The organism is Tessaracoccus lubricantis, assembly GCF_039544535.1.
GTDB lineage: Bacteria > Actinomycetota > Actinomycetes > Propionibacteriales > Propionibacteriaceae > Arachnia > Arachnia lubricantis.
The window spans coordinates 37,063-55,983 of the sequence record NZ_BAABLV010000031.1 but is presented as its reverse complement, the minus strand read 5'-3'; the positions used below and the strand labels follow the sequence as shown (position 1 = coordinate 55,983).

General features: G+C 70.7%; 17 protein-coding genes, 1 tRNA gene and 1 pseudogene. 6 read left to right on the top strand and 13 right to left on the bottom strand.

The window, feature by feature from the left end:
* Positions 1-32: 32 nt before the first annotated feature.
* Together ABEA30_RS09700 and ABEA30_RS09695 are read left to right on the top strand one after the other, a co-directional pair.
* The gene (locus tag ABEA30_RS09700; RefSeq protein WP_345582278.1) at positions 33-1,151 is read left to right on the top strand and encodes a 6-phosphofructokinase; all 1,119 of its coding nucleotides are present in this window, start codon (positions 33-35) and stop codon (positions 1,149-1,151) included.
* The gene (locus ABEA30_RS09695) at positions 1,152-2,504 is read left to right on the top strand and encodes a serine hydrolase domain-containing protein (protein ID WP_345582276.1); all 1,353 of its coding nucleotides are present in this window, start codon (positions 1,152-1,154) and stop codon (positions 2,502-2,504) included.
* 7 nt (positions 2,505-2,511) lie between these two features.
* On the opposite strand, the gene ABEA30_RS09690 is transcribed toward ABEA30_RS09695, so the two are convergent.
* Positions 2,512-5,286, bottom strand: coding sequence for an FAD-binding and (Fe-S)-binding domain-containing protein (locus ABEA30_RS09690; protein ID WP_345582274.1), 2,775 nt, complete (start codon positions 5,284-5,286; stop codon positions 2,512-2,514).
* Between the two features lie 93 nt (positions 5,287-5,379).
* On the opposite strand from ABEA30_RS09690, the gene ABEA30_RS09685 reads away from it, so the two are divergent.
* A tRNA-Gly gene (locus ABEA30_RS09685) sits at positions 5,380-5,450 on the top strand.
* 16 nt (positions 5,451-5,466) lie between these two features.
* On the opposite strand, the gene ABEA30_RS09680 is transcribed toward ABEA30_RS09685, so the two are convergent.
* Complete coding sequence (locus ABEA30_RS09680; RefSeq protein ID WP_345582272.1) at positions 5,467-6,423, bottom strand: DUF368 domain-containing protein; 957 nt, start codon at positions 6,421-6,423, stop codon at positions 5,467-5,469.
* Positions 6,424-6,537: 114 nt separating this feature from the next.
* Here ABEA30_RS09680 and ABEA30_RS09675 point away from each other — a divergent pair, with 114 nt between their 5' ends.
* Complete coding sequence (locus ABEA30_RS09675) at positions 6,538-7,626, top strand: GNAT family N-acetyltransferase (RefSeq protein WP_345582270.1); 1,089 nt, start codon at positions 6,538-6,540, stop codon at positions 7,624-7,626.
* Between the two features lie 3 nt (positions 7,627-7,629).
* Here ABEA30_RS09675 and ABEA30_RS09670 read toward each other — a convergent pair whose 3' ends face one another.
* From ABEA30_RS09670 to ABEA30_RS09650, 5 genes are all read right to left on the bottom strand, one after another.
* Complete coding sequence (locus ABEA30_RS09670; protein ID WP_345582268.1) at positions 7,630-8,289, bottom strand: HAD family hydrolase; 660 nt, start codon at positions 8,287-8,289, stop codon at positions 7,630-7,632.
* 19 nt (positions 8,290-8,308) lie between these two features.
* Complete coding sequence (locus ABEA30_RS09665; protein ID WP_345582266.1) at positions 8,309-9,391, bottom strand: polysaccharide deacetylase family protein; 1,083 nt, start codon at positions 9,389-9,391, stop codon at positions 8,309-8,311.
* A gap of 172 nt (positions 9,392-9,563) precedes the next feature.
* Positions 9,564-10,400, bottom strand: a complete 837-nt coding sequence (locus tag ABEA30_RS09660) for a MetQ/NlpA family ABC transporter substrate-binding protein (RefSeq protein WP_345582264.1) — start codon at positions 10,398-10,400, stop codon at positions 9,564-9,566.
* 107 nt (positions 10,401-10,507) lie between these two features.
* Positions 10,508-11,188, bottom strand: coding sequence for a methionine ABC transporter permease (locus ABEA30_RS09655; RefSeq protein WP_345582262.1), 681 nt, complete (start codon positions 11,186-11,188; stop codon positions 10,508-10,510).
* A complete protein-coding gene (locus ABEA30_RS09650) occupies positions 11,185-12,204 on the bottom strand; it encodes a methionine ABC transporter ATP-binding protein (RefSeq protein ID WP_345582260.1) in 1,020 nt (339 codons plus the stop codon). The genes ABEA30_RS09655 and ABEA30_RS09650 overlap by 4 nt, the downstream gene beginning before the upstream one ends.
* A 219-nt stretch (positions 12,205-12,423) precedes the next feature.
* On the opposite strand from ABEA30_RS09650, the pseudogene ABEA30_RS09645 reads away from it, so the two are divergent.
* A pseudogene (locus ABEA30_RS09645) lies at positions 12,424-13,050 on the top strand (alpha/beta fold hydrolase); the annotation flags it as partial.
* Here the strand turns inward: ABEA30_RS09645 and ABEA30_RS09640 are convergent.
* Together ABEA30_RS09640 and ABEA30_RS09635 are read right to left on the bottom strand one after the other, a co-directional pair.
* On the bottom strand, positions 13,051-13,569 hold the full coding sequence (locus tag ABEA30_RS09640) for a type II toxin-antitoxin system PemK/MazF family toxin (RefSeq protein ID WP_345582258.1): 519 nt from the start codon (positions 13,567-13,569) through the stop codon (positions 13,051-13,053).
* A gap of 17 nt (positions 13,570-13,586) precedes the next feature.
* The gene (locus ABEA30_RS09635) at positions 13,587-14,162 is read right to left on the bottom strand and encodes a hypothetical protein (RefSeq protein ID WP_345582256.1); all 576 of its coding nucleotides are present in this window, start codon (positions 14,160-14,162) and stop codon (positions 13,587-13,589) included.
* Between the two features lie 91 nt (positions 14,163-14,253).
* Here ABEA30_RS09635 and ABEA30_RS09630 point away from each other — a divergent pair, with 91 nt between their 5' ends.
* Positions 14,254-14,850, top strand: a complete 597-nt coding sequence (locus tag ABEA30_RS09630) for a class I SAM-dependent methyltransferase (protein WP_345582254.1) — start codon at positions 14,254-14,256, stop codon at positions 14,848-14,850.
* 12 nt (positions 14,851-14,862) lie between these two features.
* On the opposite strand, the gene ligD is transcribed toward ABEA30_RS09630, so the two are convergent.
* From ligD to ABEA30_RS09610, 4 genes are all read right to left on the bottom strand, one after another.
* Entirely contained in the window at positions 14,863-15,831 is a 969-nt protein-coding gene (gene ligD / locus ABEA30_RS09625; RefSeq protein WP_345582252.1) for a non-homologous end-joining DNA ligase, read from the bottom strand.
* A 20-nt stretch (positions 15,832-15,851) separates the two neighbouring features.
* Complete coding sequence (locus ABEA30_RS09620; protein WP_345582250.1) at positions 15,852-17,012, bottom strand: hypothetical protein; 1,161 nt, start codon at positions 17,010-17,012, stop codon at positions 15,852-15,854.
* A 62-nt stretch (positions 17,013-17,074) separates the two neighbouring features.
* Positions 17,075-18,241 carry a M20 metallopeptidase family protein gene (locus ABEA30_RS09615; RefSeq protein WP_345582249.1) on the bottom strand — a complete coding sequence of 389 codons (1,167 nt, stop codon included), beginning with the start codon at positions 18,239-18,241 and terminating at the stop codon, positions 17,075-17,077.
* Between the two features lie 23 nt (positions 18,242-18,264).
* The gene (locus ABEA30_RS09610) at positions 18,265-18,849 is read right to left on the bottom strand and encodes a MarC family protein (RefSeq protein WP_345582247.1); all 585 of its coding nucleotides are present in this window, start codon (positions 18,847-18,849) and stop codon (positions 18,265-18,267) included.
* Positions 18,850-18,921 lie beyond the last annotated feature (72 nt).

The window sequence follows — 18,921 nt, the reverse complement described above, 5'->3', positions numbered from 1 at the left end:
CCTCGCCGCCCGTGCCCCTCTAGGGTGGGCACATGAAGCGCATCGGCATTCTGACGGCAGGCGGCGACCCACCGGGGCTCAACGCGGCCATCCGCGGCTTCGGCAAGGCGGCGATCGGGCACCACGGGATGGAACTGCTCGGGTTCCGCTCCGGGCTCAAGGGCCTCGTCGAGAACAACTTCCAGGTGCTCGACTCCGACACCCTGTCCGGCATCCTCACCGTCGGCGGGACCATCCTGGGCACCTCGCGCGACAAGCCGCACAAGATGGTGGTCGACGGCGAGGTGCGCGACATGACGCCCGCGATCGTCGAGAACTACGAGAAGAACGAGCTCGACGCCATCGTGTGCATCGGCGGCGGAGGCACCGCCAAGAACGCCAAGCGGCTGGCCGACGCCGGGCTCAACGTCATCCACCTGCCCAAGACCATCGACAACGACATCGCGCACACCGACACCAGCTTCGGCTTCTCCACGGCGCTGGGCATCGCGACGGAGGCGGTGGACCGCCTGCACTCGACGGCCCACTCCCACCACCGCGTGATCGTCGTGGAGATCATGGGCCACAAGGCCGGCTGGCTGGCGCTCGGCGCTGGCATCGCGGGTGGTGCCGACGTGATCCTCATCCCGGAGATCCCGTACTCGATCGAGTCGGTGGCCGAGTCGGTCAACCGCAGGGCCAGCTCGGGGCGCAACTTCTCCGTCATCGCGCTGGCCGAGGGCGCCCGCAACGAGCAGGACGCCGCGGACCTGGCCGCGGCGGAGGTGCTGCGCAAGCACGCGTCGACCCCCGAGGCGAAGGCTGCGGCCACCAAGCACCGCGACGCGGTCATCGCCGAGCACCGCGACAACGCCTTCAAGGTGGCCGAGTCGCTGGAGCAGGTCACGGGCCTGGAGTCTCGGGTCACGATCCTGGGCTACGTCCAGCGCGGCGGCATCCCGGACGCCAACGACCGTGTCCTCGGCACCCTGCTGGGCTCCGCGGGAGCCGACCTGGTGGCCGAGGGGACCTTCGGCGTCACCGTCGCCTCCCAGGGCGGGGCGGCGGTGCCGGTGCCGCTGGAGGATGTGGCCGGCACCCTGAAGACCGTGCCCGTGGACCACGAGTGGATCCGGGCGGCGCGCGGGGTCGGCACCAACCTGGGCGACTGAGTGGCGACGAAGGTGGCCGCCGGCCGCCCCCGCTGGGTGGTGGCGCTGTGCGTGGTGCTGGCGGTGCTCCTCGTCGCCGCGGTGGCCGGGTACCTGTACGTGCGTCCGCTGCTGCGCACGGGCACCGGCTATGCCGCGCACAGCCTGTGTGCGGTCACGGAGATCGCGGGCCGCACCGACGCCTCGGAGGATCTTCCGCCCAACCCCCTCGTGCCGTACCTGACGCAGTTCAAGACCGGCAGCCACGCCTACGTCAACGTGCTCGGGCTCTTCGCAGGGCAGACCGCGTTCTACAGCGAGGGCCTCGGGTGCACGTTGTCGCCGAGGCCGCCGAGGTTCCCCGTGCCCGATGCGGTGCCCAGCCAGAAGCTGCTGACGGAGGAGCCGGTACCGGACCGCGCCCTGGACGAGGCGATCGGCCGGGCGTTCGGCGACCACCTGCCCGACGACGAGGCCGAGGCGCTGGGCACTCGCGGCATCGTGGTGGTGCGCGACGGGGTCATCGTGGGCGAACGCTACGCCGACGGTTTCACCTCCAACACGCCGCAGCTGGGGTGGTCGATGACGAAGTCCGTGGCCAACCTGCTGGCCGGGCGGGCCGTCATGCAGGGTGCGGTGGCGGTTGACGACGCCAACCTCCGCCCGGAGTGGACCGACGAGCGGGCCGGGATCACCGTCGACCACCTGCTGCGGATGACCAGCGGCCTGTCGTGGGACGAGGATTACGACCTGGGCACGCCCATCACGCAGATGCTGTTCAACGTCGACGACATGGCGGGCTACGTGGCCGGCCGCCCCGCGGCGCACGAGCCGGGCACGTTCCAGCAGTACTCGTCCGGGTCCACGACGCTGCTGTGCTCCGTGCTGGCGGACCGCCTCGGTGGAGGCCCCGCCATGCCGCGCGACCAGCTGTTCGCGCCGCTGGGCCTGACGTCGGCGGTGCTGGAGCCGGACGCGACGGGCACCCCGGTGTGCAGTTCGTACCTGTCGGCGACGCCGCGCGACTGGGCCAGGATCGGCCAGTTCGTGCTGGACGACGGCGTCGTCGACGGTGTGCGCCTCCTGCCGGAGGGGTGGGTGGAGGAGTCCACCACCGTCGTGCCGTTGACGTCGGCTGACCCGGGGGAGTACGCGACGGAGGAGGCGGGTTACGCGTCGTCGTGGTGGACGAACCTGCGCGGCGACGGCACCTTGGCCTACCCCGACCTCCCGGAGGACATGTTCTTCGCGCAGGGCCACGACGGCCAGCGGCTGTACGTGGTGCCCAGCCGGAACCTGGTGGTGGTGCGGCTGGGCTTCACGCCCGAGTCGCGCGACCTCGGCCTGACCGAACTCATCTCTGCCGCCTCCTGAGCGCGGCTCACCCAGGCCGCGTGGCCTCGGCCAGCAGTTCGATGATGTGGCGGTAGGTCTGCCCGGTGGCCCGGCTCATGGCCAGCTCGCAGGTCCGGTTCGTCGAGGCGTAGGCGGCGAACTGCCGGCCGGCGAGTTCCTCGGCCATCTCCCGCGTCGCCGACTCCGTCAGCTCGGGGTGCAACACCCCCCGGTCGCCCGCCCAGCCGCAGCAGGCCCAGCTGTCCGGCACCACGACGTCCTTGCTGATCGCGCGGGCGATGGTGAGCAGGTGGTCGTTGATGTCCATCCGGGTGGAGGCGCACGTGGGGTGCACCGCGATGGACTCAAACGGGTGCGTGACCGCCAGGTGCGGCAGCAGGTGCTCGGCGGCGAACTGCACCAGGTCGAGGATCTCGATGCCGCGACCCTCGGCCATCTCCCGCAGCGCCAGCGTGCAGCTGGAGGCGTCCATCACGATGGGGAGGCGCGCGCCGTCGGGGCCGTGCACGTCGATGCCCCTGAGGGTCTTGGCGGTCATGATGTCGTAGCCCTCGGTGAGGCCCTTGGCCTTCCAGGGGGCGCCGCAGCACAGGTCGGTGGCGTCGATGAGCGAGACCGACACGTCGGCGCGGTTGGAGACGTCGCGGAACGCGTGGAACGTGCCCTGCCCGGCGGGCGCGAGCACGGTCTGGACGCAGCTGGGGAAGTAGGCGGCGACGCCGTAGATGCGGCCGCGGTCTCGTCGACGAAGTGGCCGGCGCTTGAGGCCCGCACCGCGGGGCAGGTCCTCGTCGTAGCCGGGGACGGCCTCGTCGCCGAGCCGTCGTCGCCCCGCGTTGCTCACCGCCACGGCCAGCGGGGTGCTGCTCTTGGCCATGGTGAGCGCGGCTGACCCCATGCGGGTGGCCAGCCCCCAGTGCCTGGCGGCCGACGTCCACGCCGTCTTCTCGACGCCCTGGGCCAGCTCGGTGCGTTGGCGGCGCACGAGATCGCCGGTGTTGATGCCCAGCGGGCACGCCACCGAGCACATGCCGTCGACCGCGCAGGTCTCGATTGCGGCGTAGAGGTAGTCATCGGTGATCTGGTCGAGCAGCGCGTGGTCCGACTGGCGGGCGGCGAGCTCGCGTCTGAGCACGATGCGTTGGCGCGGCGTGACGGTCAGGTCCCGCGACGGGCACACAGATTCGCAGTAGCCGCACTCGATGCAGTTGTCGACCTCGGGCTCGATGGTGGGCATCAGCTTGAGGTTGCGCAGGTGCTCGTCGGGGTCGTCGGAGATGATCACGCCCGGGTTCATCACGCCTGCGGGGTCGAAGAGGTGCTTGATCTCGCGCATCACCTCGTACAGCTCGTCGCCGTACTGCGCCTGGACGAACGGGGCCATGGCCCGCCCGGTGCCGTGCTCGGCCTTCAGGACGCCGCCGCGGCGCAGCACCTCGCGCACCAGTTCGCGGGTGAACTTGCGGTACCGCAGCAGCCCGGCGGGCTGGTCGAAGCGCTCGCTGAGCAGGAAGTGGATGTTCCCGTCGCGCGCGTGCGCGAACAGCGGCACGTTGTCGATGCCGTAGCCGTGCTTGTCGAACAGGCGGTCCAGCGCCTTGCACATGTCCGCGAACCTCTCCAGCGGCAGGCTGAGGTCCTCCAGCAGCGTGGTGGTGCCCGATGCCCGTGCGCCGGCGACCAGGGCGTAGAGCCCGCGGCGCAGCTCGATGAGGGCGTTGCGTTCCTCAGGGTCCGTGGTGAGTTCGACGACGTCGACGGCGTTGAGTTCGCTGAGCGCCGCCTCGGCCCGTGCCACGCGCTCGGCCAGGGTCTCGGCCGAGGTGTCGTGCAGTTCGACGAGCAGCACGGCCTGCGTGGTGAGGTCGGCGTCGCGGATGATCGGCGGCGCGGTGGGCTGGTCCCGCACCACCCGCAGCGCCGCCACGTCCATCAGCTCGATGGCCTCGAACCCGTGCGCCACGAGCCCCTGCGCAGCGGTGGCCGCGGCGTCGAGGTCCGGGAACACCGCCAGCGCGGCGGCGGAGTGGCTCTGCCGCGGCACGGTGCGGAACGTCGCCTCCGCCACGAAGCCGAGCGTGCCCTCGGAGCCCACGAGAAGGTGGGGGATGATGTCGACCGGCCGGTGGAACTCCAGCAGTGCGTTGATGCCGTAGCCCATGGTGTTCTTGATGCTGAACAGCCGGTTGATGTCGGCGATGGCGGTGGGGTTGGTGCGCAGCCGGTTGCGCAGCATGTGGAGCCCGCCGACGAGCTTGGTCTCCTCGAGCCGCAGCGTGATGTCGGCGCCCGGGTCCGCGGTGTCGACGATGCGGCCGCTGGGCAGCACGAACACCATCGATTCGACGGTGTGGTAGGCCGTCTGCTCGTTGCCGGCCAGCATGCCGCTGGAGTTGTTGGCGATGATGCCGCCGATGGTGCAGGCCACGGCGCTGGTGGGGTCTGGCCCCAGGCGGCGGCCGTACGGCGCCAACCGCGCGTTGACGGCGGCGAGCGTGGCCCCGGCGCCCGCACGGACCCGTTCACCGCCGTCGAGGACCTCGATGCCGCGGAAGTGCCGGCGCACGTCGACCAGCACGCCGTCGGTCACGGCCTGGCCGCAGAGGCTGGTGCCACCGGACCGGAACGTGATGGGCTGGCGGAGGAACGAGGCCTCGGCCATGAGGTCGGAGACATCCTCGACACTGGTGGGCGTGACGACGGCGGTGGGCGTCAGCAGGAAGTGCGACGCGTCGTGGGCCATGGCCAGGCGCGTGATCGCGCGCTCATCCCGCTTGGGGTGGTCATGCGCGTTTGTCACGGCATCAAGCCTACTCATCTGCGCACACCCGTGGGGACACGGACTCCCCGCGGTCGAAGGCTCGCCCGATGCCTGCTACTCTGGGTGCGCAACGCGGGCGTAGCTCAATGGTAGAGCGTCAGCTTCCCAAGCTGAACACGCGGGTTCGATTCCCGTCGCCCGCTCTCTTGTTGCCCGGGCTCACCCCTTCGCAGCCTCTTCCAGCGCTTCGCGCTCGTCCACCACGCGGTCCTCGACCTTGCTGAACAGCCACGAGGCGATGATGCCCACCACCAGCAGTGCGACGGCGAACAGCACCGCCGCGGTGAGGCTCAACCCCGCGTCGGCCAGGCCGGAGGGGGAGAAGGCGGGGAACACCACCGTCGGGAAGATGGCCACCGACGAGCCGACCACCATGCCGAGGATGAAGTGGTACATGCCGGCGTAGTGGCGGTCGAAGGCCCAGGAGGCGGCCTTGGCGAACACGAGCACGCAGACGATGAGGCCGACGGCCAGCGGGATGACCGTGGCCAGGTCGAGGGCCTTGATGCCGCTGGCCATCTTGTCGTAGAGGCCGAAGTAGATCAGGAAGTTCGACGGGCTCATGCCGGGCACGATCACGCCGAGGCCGATCAGTGCGCCGGAACCGAACCAGGCGGGGACGCTGGGCTCGACCTGGAGCAGGGCCTGCGACTGGCCACCCACGAGCATCAACGCGAAGATGGCAGCTGCGGAGACCGCCATGATCACCAGGTGCTTCGGCCGGCGGCCTCGTTTCCCGGCCGTGTGGTAGAGCGAGGGGAACGTGCCGATCACGAAGCCGATGAACAGGCACACGAACTGCGCTGCGTACTTGCCGAAGGCGGCCTCCACCACGACGGCGAACCCCAGGATGCCCAGGCCCACGCCGATGCCGATGGGGATGAAGAACAACACGTTGCGCCAGAAGTTGCGCCGAGGGTTGGCCAGGAAGCGGATGAGCGGGTCGTACAGCTTGAAGATGACGGCGAGCACCCCGCCGGAGAGGCCGGGGAGGATGGCGCCGACGCCCACCGCCATGCCCTTGAGCAGCCGAGCCAGCCAGCGGCCGGGCGTGTCGGGCTGGAGGACGGTCGACTCGTCGTTGCGGGTCTCGGTCTCGACGTGGGTCTCGGGCATGCGGAAGAGCTTTCTCTCGAGGGCGCCTCCACTCTAGACGGGGCCCGCGGGCAGGGCTCAATCCAGCGGGGTCTTGCGCGCGGGGCCGGAGGGATGCTCTGCTTGGGAACTGCTATGGACATCTATGAGATCCCCCTGCCGGAGTCGGCGGCCGATCCCGACTGGGCCGACCACAAGCGGCTCGAGAACGAGTGCTACCGCGAGGTGATCGGCGGGCCCGAGTGGGACGTCGACCCCGAAGCAGACCTCGTGTCGGCCAGGGCCGAGAAGGAATGGCGCAATCGCTGGTTCATCGTGCGCGACGACGGGGCACCCGTCGGGTGGGCACGGACGTCGCGGCAGATGGTGGACCAACCCGACATGGCCTACGTGTCGCTGTACGTGACCCCGGGCCACCGTGGTCGCGGCGTGGGCCAGGCCATCGTCGACCACGTGCGCGAGGTGCTGCTGGCCGACGGCGTCACCACGTTCCAGTCGTGGATCACCACGCCGATCGTCGACGAGCCGCTGAGGCCGTCGTCGGGCTTCGGCGGGGTGGACCCGTCGCACGGCGGCGTGCGGTTGGCGCAGGCCGACGGGCTCGCGCTCAAGCAGGCGGAGCGGGTGAGCCGCTACGACTTCGACCGCCCGCTGGTGGACCCGGCGGAGGCCCTGGCCGAGGCGCAGGCCGTGGCGGGGGAGTCCTACCTGGTGCAGACGGTGGAGGGCGCCATGCCCGACGAGATGTTGGCGGGCTACGCGGTGCTGATGGAGCGCATGGCTGTGGACCCGCCGCAGGGCGACCTCGCGGTGATCGAGAAGAAGTGGGACGCCGAGCGCGTGCGCCAACACGAGGCCACGCGGCTCCTGACCGACCGCATCTACCGCGCCGTCGTGCGGCACGTGCCCACCGGGGAGTTCGTGGCGCTCAGCGAGATGCACATGGACCGCGCCAACCCGCTGGCGTTCGTGCAGCAGTGGGACACCATCGTGCTGGAGGAGCACCGTGGGCGCCGGTTGGGCATGCTGGTCAAGGCGGCCAACCTCCTCCAGGTGCGCGACAGGGAACCGGACGCCAAGGCGATCCTCACGTGGAACGCGGAGGAGAACGGCCACATGCTGGCCGTCAACGAGGCGCTGGGGTTCTACCCGGTGTACGCAGAGGGCGCCTTCGAGGCCATCACCGGTGAGGGCGTCGGCAAGAACGGCGATCCGACGTCCTGAGGCTCAGGAACCGGCCGTCAGCAGGGCGGTGACCTCGGCCGCGGTGTCGACGACGACCTCTGCGCCGCCGGCCAGCAGGTCCGCCCGGGTGGCCGCACCGGTGGTGATGCCCAGCGGGCGCATGCCGGCGGCGATCGCCATGGTCATGTCGCTGACGGCGTCGCCCACGTACCAGGTGCCGTCGGCCTGCGCGCCCAGCCGCTGGAGGCCCAGGACGGCCGAGTCCGGCGCCGGCTTGCCGTGCTCGACGTCCTCGGTGGTGACGAGGGCGTCGATGAGGTGGCTCAGCTCCGTGATGTCGAGCAGGTGGATGGCCGAGGCCGTGCCCTTCGCCGTCACCACGCCGATGCGGTAGCCCGCCAGCCGCAGGTCCGCCAGCATCTCCCGCACGCCGGGCAGCACCAGCTTCGACCCTGCGGCGTTGACCGCGACGTGCAGCGCGTCGCGGTACTCGACGATGATGCGGTTCATCCGGTCCTGGTCGTCGCCGAACGTGTGCAACTCGCCCATCGCGAACTCGATCGGCCGCCCGATCAGCGGGTACACGTCGCGCGGCGCGCACTCGATGCCGTTGGCCACGAGCGCGCCGGCGATGTACTCGGCGATGAGCGGCACGGTGTCGGCGAGCGTGCCGTCGAGGTCGAAGAGGACAGCGCGGGTCATGGACCCACCCTACCCAGCGTCAGCAGGACAGGCCCGCCGGCTTCGCGGACACCGGACCGCGGTTGACGCACACCCCGATGCCGCGGGCCTTCAGGCCGTCGCGCATCGCCTTCAGCGTGGGGCCGTTGAAGGCGTTCCACTTCATGTGCATCAACACGCTGTCGCCGGGCCTGGCGTAGGTCACCACCCGGGTGATCAGTTCCTGGCTGGTGCGGCCCCGGTAGTCGAACGTGTCGAGGTTCCACAGCCAGATCCTCATCCCCACCGCGGCGTAGGCCCGCTTCACGGTGTCGGTGTCGTACTGCCCACCCGGTGGGCGGCCGTACGTCGTCACCACACCGGGCGCGCCGAGCTCGCGCACCACTTCGGAGTAGGGCAGCGAGGTGAGGTCCGGGTGCGAGATGGAGTGGTTGAACACGTAGTGGCCCTTCGACCGGGCGTAGGCGGCGTCGAACCGGCCGGCGGTGATGCAGTTCCCCGTCGGGAACAACACCAGCGCGATGCCCAGGTCGGTGGCGGCGTTCACCGTCGTCTTGAAGGCAGACAGCGACACCGGGCAGTCGTCGAAGGTCAGCGTGACCCGGTCCGTCGGGTTCGGGCCGCGGTTGATGTTGTAGTAGCTCGGCGCGGGGACCGACGGGGCCTGGTCAGCGGGCGGCCGGTACCAGTAGAGCGTGGCGAGGTCGGAGCGCAGCGCGCCGAACTGCACGATGTTGTTGAACACGAACTTCGTGCCGTCCCAGATGTAGGCGCGGCACCCGTTGCGCCCGGTGGCGGCGGTCTCGCACTCCGTGCGCCAGAGCCGCCCGTTGATCTGGTGCTGCCCCGGGGTGGCCAGCGGGTTGCCCACCCACAGCGACCTCGGCGACGGCAGGTAGGTGAGGTTGTTGAACGTCCAGACCCCTGCCACCTTCAGCTGCGAGGTGCAGCGGGCCGTCTGTGAGTACGGCTCGCACCACGTGCGCCACTCGCGCCCGGCGCTGATGTGTTCGCCCGGCGTGGTGTACACGTCGACGGCGTGGGCCGGCGGCGCCGCGACCCATCCGGCCGCCACCAGTGACAGCGTCAGCGCAGCCATGAACCATTGTTTGATGTGTCGCATCACGAGCCCCCTATGCAGTGCCCGGGACATGGTTGCCCGGGGCGACGCAAGTGAATGTACTCGCGCCGGGCGGCCCCGGAAAGGGACCGTGGTCTCGCGTTTCACAAGGGGGGATACGACGACGGGGCCACGCGGTTCAGCACCGCGTGGCCCCGTCGTCTGATGGGTGGATTCAGCCGGGGATCACGTCACCGGCAGGCCACTCCTGCTTGATGAACTCGGCCACCTCGGCGGAGTGCAGCAGCTCGTCGAGCTTGGCCACGCCCGGGTTGGTGTTGTCGGTGCGCCAGGCGAGGATGTTGGCGTAGGGGTTGCCCTCCACGGCCTCGATGGCGATGGCGTCCTCTGCCTTCAGGCCGGCGTTGAGGATGAAGTTGCCGTTGATCAGCGCGGCGTCGACCTTCGGGTCCTCGAGCTGCTGGACGACCACCTCGGGCTGCGCCTCCTCGAACTGCAGGCCCTTGGGGTTCTGCTCGTCCGAGATGGTCAGCGCCGTGGTGTCCTCGGCGATGTCCTGCAGGAGGCCCGCCTCTTCGAGCAGCTTCAGGCCGCGGTACTGGTTCGACGGGTCGTTGGTGATGGCGATGACGCCGCCGTCGGGCACCTGGTCGGGGGAGGCGTGCTTGTTCGAGAACAGGGCGAAGGGCTCGATGTGGATGCCCTCGCCGTGCTCGAACTCGAAGCCCTTCTCCTCGACCTGGTTGTCGAAGTACGGCACGTGCTGGAAGTAGTTGGCGTCGAGCTCACCCGAGGCGAGCGCCTCGTTGGGCAGCACGTAGTCGTCGAACTCCCTGATCTCCAGCTCGATGCCGGCCTCTGCCGCCAGGTTCTCCTTGACGAACTCGAGGATCTTGGCGTGCGGGACGGGGCTGGCGCCGACGACGACCTTGGTGGGGCTGGCCGGGTCGAGGCTGGCGCCGGCTTCGGGCGCGGCGGCGTCTGAACCACAGGCCGTCATGGCCATGACAGTTGCCAACGAGGCAGCGACGGCGGTGAGGATCTTGCGCATAGGTCTTTCTCCTTGAGCTTGCGGCCGACAACAAGTCGGCCATCTTCCTGGACTGTGGCCCGGGTGGGCCGCCCGCCTGCGCGGCGGGAGTTCTGTGGGGTGGTGGGTCAGCGGTGGTCGATCTTCTTGGTGACGGCGTCGCCCGCCATCTGGATGACCTGGACCATGACCACCAGGATGACGACGGTGATGACCATCACGTCGACCTGGTAGCGCTGGAAGCCGTAGTTGTACGCCAACCGGCCCAGGCCGCCGCCACCGATGAGTCCCGCCATCGCTGAGTAGCCGACGATGGTGACCACCGTCGTCGTGATGGAGGCGACCAGCGCCGGCATGGCCTCGGGGATGAGCACCTTGGTCACCGACTGCATCTTGGTGGAGCCCATCGCGTGCGCGGCGTCGAGCTTGCCGGGGTGGACGTCTCGCAGCGCCGTCTCCACCAGGCGCGCGAAGAACGGGATGGCCGCGATGGCCAGCGACACCGACGCGGCGATCGGCCCCAGCGACGTGCCGACCAGCCAGCGGGTGAACGGGATGAGCGCCACCATCAGGATGGCGTAGGGGATCGAGCGCGTGATGTTGACCACGATCGACGACAGCACGAAGTTCAGCGCTCGGTTCTCGCCCAAGCCGCCGCGCTGCGTGACGAACAGCACCACGCCCAGCGGCAGGCCGATCAGCACGGTGGCGAGCCCCGAGATGCCCACCATCTGGATGGTCTCGATGAAGGCCGGCAGCAGGGCCTTCTGCAGGGCCGGGTTGTTGAACCAGGTGTCGAGGAGGGTCATGCGAGCGGTTCCTCCTCGCGGATCTCCGCGGTGCGGCGCGCGTCGGCGCCGAGCTTCTTCAGTTCCTCGACGACCCGGTCCGCGTCGGCGCCGTTGGGCACCGCCAGGCGCAGGTGGGAGAACGTGGTGCCGGCCAGCTGCTCCACCGACCCGGCGAGGATCGCCAGCTCGGCGCCCACCTCCCGCGAGGTGTGGGCGATCATCGGCAGCGCCGCGTGATCACCGCTGGCGAGCACGTCGACCAGCGTCGCGTCCGATGGCGCGACGTGGGCGTGCGGGGGGATGCCGAGCAGCGCCTGGCTGAGCCTGCCGTCGAGGTGCTTCACGACGGAGGTCAGCGGGCCGGATTCGACGATGCGGCCGCCCTCGAGGAGCGAGACGGAGTCGCAGATCTTCTTGACCACGTGCATCTCGTGCGTGATGACGAGCACGGCGAGATCGTCGGGGTTGCGGTCGCGCAGCGACACGATCAGGTCGAGGATCTCGTCGGTGGTCCGGGGGTCGAGCGCCGAGGTGGGCTCGTCGAACAGCAGGACGTCGGGGTCGGTGGCGAGGGCGCGGGCGATGCCGACGCGCTGGCGCATGCCGCCGGAGAGCTGGGCGGGGTAGGCGTTGCCGGCGTCGCCCAAGCCGACGAGGCCCAGCAGTTCCCGTGCCTTCTCGCGGCGTTTCTCGCGGCCCACGCCGATCAGTTCGAGCGGGTAGGCGACATTGGCCTCGATGGTGCGCGAGTCGAACAGGTTGGCCTGCTGGAACACCAGCCCGATGCGCCGGCGCGCGGTGCGCAGCGCGTCGGAACGTGCGGCGGTGAGGTCCACGCCGTTGATCTCGACGGCGCCCGAGGTGGGGCGGTCGAGCATGGTGAGGCAGCGCACCAGCGTCGACTTGCCGGCGCCGGAGTGCCCGATCACGCCGTGGATGGAGCCGGCGGGCACGGTGAGTGAGACGCCGTCGAGCGCGCGGACTTCGCGCTTGCCCTGGTGGTAGACCTTGCGCAGGTCTGTGACGGTGATCATGTGCCTCTCCTGTGCTCCTGCGCGATCATTCAACCACTCGGGCGCCCGGCGCTCCGAATCGGCCCGCCCGATGTTCACCAGCGGCGGAAGCGCGCCCTGGCTCTGCCACGGTGCGGGGCGGGGGCGCGGGTGCGTAGGGTGGGCGTCATGAGCCGCTCGGTGGTGTTCGTCCATGGTCTGCGTACGTCGTCGAGCATGTAGGACCCGCAGGTCAGCCGGCTCACCGCACGCGGCTGGACCTGCCTCGCGCCTGACCTGCCCGGCCACGGCAGCCGCAGGGGCGAACCGTTCACCGCGGAGGCGGCCATCGGCACCATCCGCACCGCTCTCCTCGAGGGCTCGACGGCGGGCCAGCCGCACCTGGTGGGCTGTTCGCTGGGCGGGATGGTGGCCATCCACACCGCCGGCAGGTACCCCGAGTTGGTGCGTTCGCTCGTCGCTGCGGGGTGTTCGACGCAGCCCGGCGCCCGCTCGGCAGGGCTCTACGCGCGCCTGATCGGCTGGTCGGACCGGGCGGGCGAGGCGCCCGTGCGTCGACTGCTGGGGGAGGAAGGCGCCGCGGCCTTCCTCCGGCAGGGCCGGGCCGACCTGACGGTGGTGAGCGCCGCGGTGCGGGCGGTGGCGAGGTTCGACCTGCTGGCCGACCTGGCCAGGGTCGACGCCCCGGTCACGGTCCTGAACGGCCGCCTCGACCAGTTCCGCGGACAGGAACGCCGCTTCGCCGCGGCCGCGCCCCAAGGCCGGCTGGTGGTGCTGGGCTACGGCACGCACATGGTCAACCTCACCCACCCGGACGCCTACACCGACACCCTGGAGCGACTTCTGCAGGACGCCGAGGCCCGCTGATCAGTAGTGCTTGCCCACCTCGCGGGCGACGGTGCGGAAGGTGCGCTCGTCGAGCATCGCGCCCACGCGGCGCACCGCGTCGGGATCGATCCGGAGGATCCGGTTGACCCGCGCCTCGCTGGGCCGCCGCTGGGAATCCCAGTCGCCGGCGCCGATGTCGACCCAGAAGCGGCCCGCGCGGGCCTCCTGCTCCTGGTCGCGGTCGTGGTCCTGGCTGGTGACCTGCAGGCCCAGCAGCCAGTCGCCGTCGCGCCCGATCAGCAGCACCGGGCGGTCCTTGCCCTTCGTGTGGTCCTCCTCGTAGGGCACCCACGTCCACACGACCTCCCCCGGGTCCGGCCGGCCGTCCAGGTGCGGGTCGTAGCGGATCTCCGGCATGCGGGTGTAGTCGCCGGGGTAGCCCAGCGGCTGCTCGGGCGCTCGCCTCGTCGGCGGCGGCGCGGGTGCCTTCAACCTGGCGCGCGGACGGGCTGCATCGCGCAGCACCCGGAGGAGACCGGAGAGGAGCGGGTTGGCCATGCCGGGCAGTCTAGGGGTCAGCGGAAGCGGGGGAGCCGGCCGTACAGGATCTGCTCCGGGCGCCGATAGGGCTGCGGCCGCTGGCCGCGCACCTCGGCCCACTGGGTGAAGTAGCGGCTGACTGCGGGCAGGAACAGCAGCCCCGCGCCCATCAGCGTCAGCCCCACGGGCATGGCGGCGTACCAGTGCGTCAGCGCCAGGAAGCCGCCCATCAACGCCAGCGCCACCAGGCCGGCCCATCGGGCCCAGCGCCACCCGTTCCACGCCTGGAAGCCGGCGATGCCCGCGGCCCCGGCGGCCAGCGCGAGCGCCGCCGCGAGCGCCACCTCGAGGGTCAGCGAAAGCCACTTGCCGGGCGCCGGGTCCGTCCAGCCGATGAGCCAGGCGGAGCGGCCATAGCTGGCGGGGTGCGCGGCCAACCACCAGTGCCACGCGTAGGCGCCCATGGCGCCGACGGCCGCGAGCTGCAGCAGCACCGCGGCCACCACGAGCACGACGGGGCGGCGCGGCTCACCGGTGCGCCTGCTCAGCGGCACGGCGCCGTGCAGTTCCTCCAGCGGAGGGAGCGTCGCGATCTGCTTCGGTTCTGACATCGCTGCCAAGACTACAAGTCCCCGCCGACGCAGCGCCCGTGTCTCCGCACGGGGGTTTCGGCCGGGCCGCCCGGCGGTGCAGACTGGCCCCATGCACGAGCACAGCTGGGACGAGACCTACAGCGAGTCAGAGGCCATGTGGTCCGGCAACCCCAACGCGGCCCTGGTGGCCGAAGCCGGCAAGCTCGCACCCGGGTTGGCCCTCGACGTCGGCTCCGGCGAGGGGGCCGACGCGGTCTGGCTCGAGCAGCACGGCTGGGAGGTCGTCGGGCTCGAGCCGTCGTCGGTTGCCATCGAGCGCGCAGTGCGGGCCGCGAAGGCCGCTGGCGTCGAGGTCGAGTGGGTCCACGGCGAACTCGGCACGGCCTTCCTGCCGCACGCCGAGTACGACCTGGTCGCCGCCAGCTACGTCCCGCTGTTCACCGATGAGCACACCACGGAGCAGCTCACGCGGCTCGTCGCGCCCGGCGGGCACCTCCTCGTCGTGCACCACGCCGACTTCGACACCCACGTGCACGAGGGCCACCCGGCCCACGGCAGGGAACTGCTCGGCCCCGAACAGATGGCGGACCAGCTGCCCGACGGGTGGGGCGTCGTCCTGCTCGAGCCGCGCGAGCGCACCGTGACGCACGGCGCCGGCGCGCAGCATCGCGACGACGTGGTGCTGCTCGCGCAGCGCCTCGGGTGAGCCCGGCCCGGTTCAGTTGGCGACGGCGGCGTCCACCGGTGCCACGTCGGGGCGCAGCCGCAACATCACCGGCTGCCGCAGCACGCCGTCGGGCGTCACGTTGAGGTAGCGCACCTGTACGCACAGCAGGGGGTCGACCCAGTGGGTGCGCCGCACGGCGGGGTCGCGCGGGGCGGGCTCGAACGGCGGGGTGTCGCGCTCCGTGGTACGCAGCACCTCGAGCAGCGTGTCCTTGTCGGCGTGGCTCAGCCCGGAGCCCACCCGGCCCAGGGAGTAGAGCACGGGGCGGGCCTCGAAGGTCGACTCGTCTGCGGGGTGGCCGATCCACACCGCGCCCAGCCGGGCGTCGTTGCCCGTCTCGGGTATCCAGCCGCCGATCACGCCCACCAGTTCCGTGCGGTGCGGCGTCTTGACCCAGTCGGTGCTGCGCACGCCCGGCAGGTAGACGGAGTCGGCGCGTTTGCTGATCACGCCCTCCAGGCCGGCCTCGCGGGTGGCGCGCGCCAGCGCTTCGCCGTCCTCGTGCTGGTCGGACAGCTGCCAGTGGGGGCGGTCGAGGTCGAGTTCCTCGAGCCTGGCGCGGCGCTGCGTGAGCGGCAGCCGCGTGAGGTCACGGCCGTCGGCACGCAGCAGGTCGAACACCACGAAGGTGACCGGCCGCTCCGTCGACCAGCGGGCCGCGCGCACCGGGTTGCGCACGTGCATCCGGGGCGCGATGGCATGGAACGAGGGGACGCCGTCGTCGTTGAGCGCGATGAGTTCGCCGTCGATCACGAGCCCGTCTGGCAGCCCCCGCGCGCCGGCGACCACCTCGGGGTAGGCGACGGTGATCTCGCCGTCGGTGCGGTTGTACAGGATGAGCCCGCCGTCGCTGGTCTCGGCGACCGAGCGCACGCCGTCCCACTTGATCTCGTGCACCCAGCCGGGCCCGGACGGGGGCACCCCCGGCGTGGTGGTGGGCGTGGCGAGCATGGGACGCATCGCCCCATTGTGCCGCGACGTCAGGCCCGCGTACCCCACTGGACGCGATTCTCGTTGAGGGCCTCGCGGTCGTCGTCGGACGGCGGCTGCACCAGCAACCGGGGCGGGAACGTGCCCTCGTGCAGGGAGAAGAGGTGCGGGCACAGCACCAGGGCGTCGCCGAGGCTGACGCCGAGCGGTTCGGTGTCGCCCTCGCGGAAGAAGACCACCAGGTCTGTCCGCGGGATGCTCGTGACGCCGTCGGAGGTCACCGCCAGGGTTTCCCAGCGGCCGCTGCGCTCGATCTGCAGCATCGAAGACGGGAACGGGCCCTCCATCTGCAACCGCTCGCGTTGCGCGGCGTGCTGCTGCGCGTGGATGTCGGCGCGGAGCCGCGTGAGTCGCCTCTCGGCGGGGTGCCCGGCGGGCGGGATCCACTCTCGCCAGGCGTGGTCTGCCTGCACGTGGGGCAGTGGGCAGACCTCCTTGTGCGAGCCGTGCACCGACTCCAGCACGTCGAGGAACTCCGGCCAGTGCAGCGTGCCGGTGTCCATCAGGAACAGGTCCTCGCGCGAGGCCGGCACTACGGCCCACTCTGAATCCGTGAGCTGCTCCATCTGGGCGAGCGCCGCCTCCATCGTCTGGAGGTCGGCGAACCAGGCGGAGTCGTTGCCCTCGGTCGCGTTGACCACGAGGATCGAGTTGTCGGTGACGACCGGGGCCAGCGCGAACTGCTTGGTCATGTCGCGCAGGTTCAGCACCGCGCGGGCGGCTCTGTTGATGGCCTCCTCGGTGGAGTCGCCCAGCAGCTTCTCCTCACCCACGGGCATGACGGCGGTGGGCAGGTCGATGGCGAGGCCCACCCCGACGTAGTCGGTGAGGGGGAACGTCATGGCCGGGCCGGCGTCGTCGCGGGTGAAGTAGTCTGCGCTCCGCACGAGCGGGATGGCGTCGTCCAGGTCGTACTCCTCGTCCAGGTGGGTCTGGACGGTGACCAGCAGCTTGTCGAGGGAGGCGTGGAACCGGACGAGGGCCTCGGCCGCCGATTCGCCGGGGTCCGGTTCAGCCAGTTCCGGGTTGCAGATGATGTCCTCGCCTGTCAGCAGTGTGAGCGTGATCATGCCGGGGTGCTCGGCGCTCGGAACCGCACCCACCACCAGCGGGTGTGCCAGAGCGGCAGCAACGGCGTCGTCGAGTTTCATGTATCGAGACTACTCGTCGCTTCTCGGGCGATTTTCCACCCATTTGGGTCTATCAACCGTTATCAGCCGAGTTTGCGCAGCGTGAGTTCCGTGAAGAGCCGAGCTCCGTCGGCGAGCACCGCGTCGTCGAACCGGGCATAGGCGGAGTGGTTGAACGGCGCGGTGGCGGGGTCGAGGTCCGGCGGGCAGGCGGACAGGCCGATGAAGCAGCCAGGGGCCTCCTGCAGGAGGCGCGAGAAGTCCTCGGCGCCCGCCAGGGGCTTGTCCCACCGCACGTGCCGGTCGGCGCCGAAGAGGTCGGTGACGGCCTCTGCCACGACGTCGGCCTCGGAGTCGTCGTTGACGGTCACGGGGTACTGCTCCAGAAGGTCGAACTCGCCGGTGACCCCGTGGGCCGAGGCGATGCCGGCCACCACCTGCGGGATGGTCTCGATGAGCTTGGCGCGCACCCCGGTGTCGAAGGTGCGCAGCGTGGCCTCGAGCCTGCCGTCCTCGGGGATCACGTTGGCGATGGTGCCGGCCTGCAGCAGGCCGACGGTGACGACGACGGGGTTCTGCACGTCGAAGCGGCGCGTGACCATGGTGTTCAGCGCGGTGGTGATCTCCGCGAGGGCGGGCACGGGGTCTGCGGCCATCTGCGGGGTGGAGCCGTGGCCGCCGCGGCCGACGACACGGACCCGGGCCACGTCGGAGCTGGCCATCACCGTGCCGGGCTTGGTGCTGAAGGTGCCGTGGGGGTCGAGCGCGGACCACACGTGGATGGCGTAGACCCAGTCGGGCCGCGAGCCGGCCACGTCGAGCAGGCCCTCCTCCAGCATGTAACGGCAGCCGTCGACGCCCTCCTCGCCGGGCTGGAACATGAAGACGACGTCGCCTGCGAGGTCGTCGCGGCGGGCCGAGAGTTCCTGCGCGGCGCCGACGAGCATCGCCATGTGGAGGTCGTGACCGCAGGCGTGCATGTTGCCGTTGGCCGAGGCGTACTCGAGCCCCGTGAGTTCGTCGACGGGCAGCGCGTCCATGTCCGCCCGCAGCAGCACGACGGGGCGCTTGCCCTCCGTCGGCCGCCCTCCGCGCAGCACGCCGACGACGCTGGTGACGCTCTGGCCCAGCGTGATCTCGAGCGGGAGCCCTTCGAGCGCCTCGATGATGCGCGCCTGGGTCTGGGGCAGTTGGAGCCCGACCTCGGGGATCTGATGGAGTTCGCGGCGCAGTGCTACCAGGTCGATCATGGACCCATTCATACCAGTAGCGGTCAGCGGCCGAAGAAGTCGGCGATGCCCTGGAACATCATCTGCACGGCCAGGATGACCAGGATCATGCCCATGAGGCGCTCGATGGCGATGAGGGTCTTGTCGCCGACGACGCGGCGCAGGAAGCCCGACATGTAGAGGATGGCGGCGGTCACCAGCCACGACAGGATCAGCGCGCCGAGATAGGCGGGCCACTGGTCGGGGTTCTGGCTGACCAGCACCACCTCGACGGCGAGCAGCGACGGCCCCGCGACGTACGGGACGGCGAGCGGGACGATGAACGGCTCGTCGTCGGTGTGGGGCTCGCGCAGGTTGCGCTCGGGGGTGGGGAACACCATGCGGATGGCGATCAGCAGCAGGATGACGCCGCCGGCCGCCACGAGCGCGCCGTTGTCGATGCTGAGGAGTTGGAGCAGGCCCCGCCCGGCGAAGAGGAACGCCACCATGATGCCCAGCGCGATCAGCAGCTCCCGGAGGATGACCCACTGGCGCCGCTCCTCGGGCGTGTTGCGCAGGGCTGTCAGGAACAGCGGAACGTTGCCCAGGGGGTCCATGACGAGGAAGAACGTCAACGCGGCGGCAAGCACGGGATGGGGGCTCCTTTCCGGGGGGGGGGACGGTCCTCAGCCTGCCAGAGTCGCGCGGCCCGCGTCGGGCCG

What these genes read in the sequence shown, in the direction of transcription:
- ABEA30_RS09700 (WP_345582278.1), top strand. Translation starts at nt 33, where the DNA reads ATGAAGCGCATCGGCATTCTGACGGCAGGCGGCGACCCACCGGGGCTC.
- ABEA30_RS09680 (WP_345582272.1), bottom strand. Translation starts at nt 6,423, where the DNA reads ATGCCCGAGACCCACGTCGAGACCGAGACCCGCAACGACGAGTCGACC.
- ABEA30_RS09675 (WP_345582270.1), top strand. Translation starts at nt 6,538, where the DNA reads ATGGACATCTATGAGATCCCCCTGCCGGAGTCGGCGGCCGATCCCGAC.
- ABEA30_RS09670 (WP_345582268.1), bottom strand. Translation starts at nt 8,289, where the DNA reads ATGACCCGCGCTGTCCTCTTCGACCTCGACGGCACGCTCGCCGACACC.
- ABEA30_RS09665 (WP_345582266.1), bottom strand. Translation starts at nt 9,391, where the DNA reads ATGCGACACATCAAACAATGGTTCATGGCTGCGCTGACGCTGTCACTG.
- ABEA30_RS09660 (WP_345582264.1), bottom strand. Translation starts at nt 10,400, where the DNA reads ATGCGCAAGATCCTCACCGCCGTCGCTGCCTCGTTGGCAACTGTCATG.
- ABEA30_RS09655 (WP_345582262.1), bottom strand. Translation starts at nt 11,188, where the DNA reads ATGACCCTCCTCGACACCTGGTTCAACAACCCGGCCCTGCAGAAGGCC.
- ABEA30_RS09650 (WP_345582260.1), bottom strand. Translation starts at nt 12,204, where the DNA reads ATGATCACCGTCACAGACCTGCGCAAGGTCTACCACCAGGGCAAGCGC.
- ABEA30_RS09640 (WP_345582258.1), bottom strand. Translation starts at nt 13,569, where the DNA reads ATGGCCAACCCGCTCCTCTCCGGTCTCCTCCGGGTGCTGCGCGATGCA.
- ABEA30_RS09635 (WP_345582256.1), bottom strand. Translation starts at nt 14,162, where the DNA reads ATGTCAGAACCGAAGCAGATCGCGACGCTCCCTCCGCTGGAGGAACTG.
- ABEA30_RS09630 (WP_345582254.1), top strand. Translation starts at nt 14,254, where the DNA reads ATGCACGAGCACAGCTGGGACGAGACCTACAGCGAGTCAGAGGCCATG.
- ligD (WP_345582252.1), bottom strand. Translation starts at nt 15,831, where the DNA reads ATGCGTCCCATGCTCGCCACGCCCACCACCACGCCGGGGGTGCCCCCG.
- ABEA30_RS09620 (WP_345582250.1), bottom strand. Translation starts at nt 17,012, where the DNA reads ATGAAACTCGACGACGCCGTTGCTGCCGCTCTGGCACACCCGCTGGTG.
- ABEA30_RS09615 (WP_345582249.1), bottom strand. Translation starts at nt 18,241, where the DNA reads ATGATCGACCTGGTAGCACTGCGCCGCGAACTCCATCAGATCCCCGAG.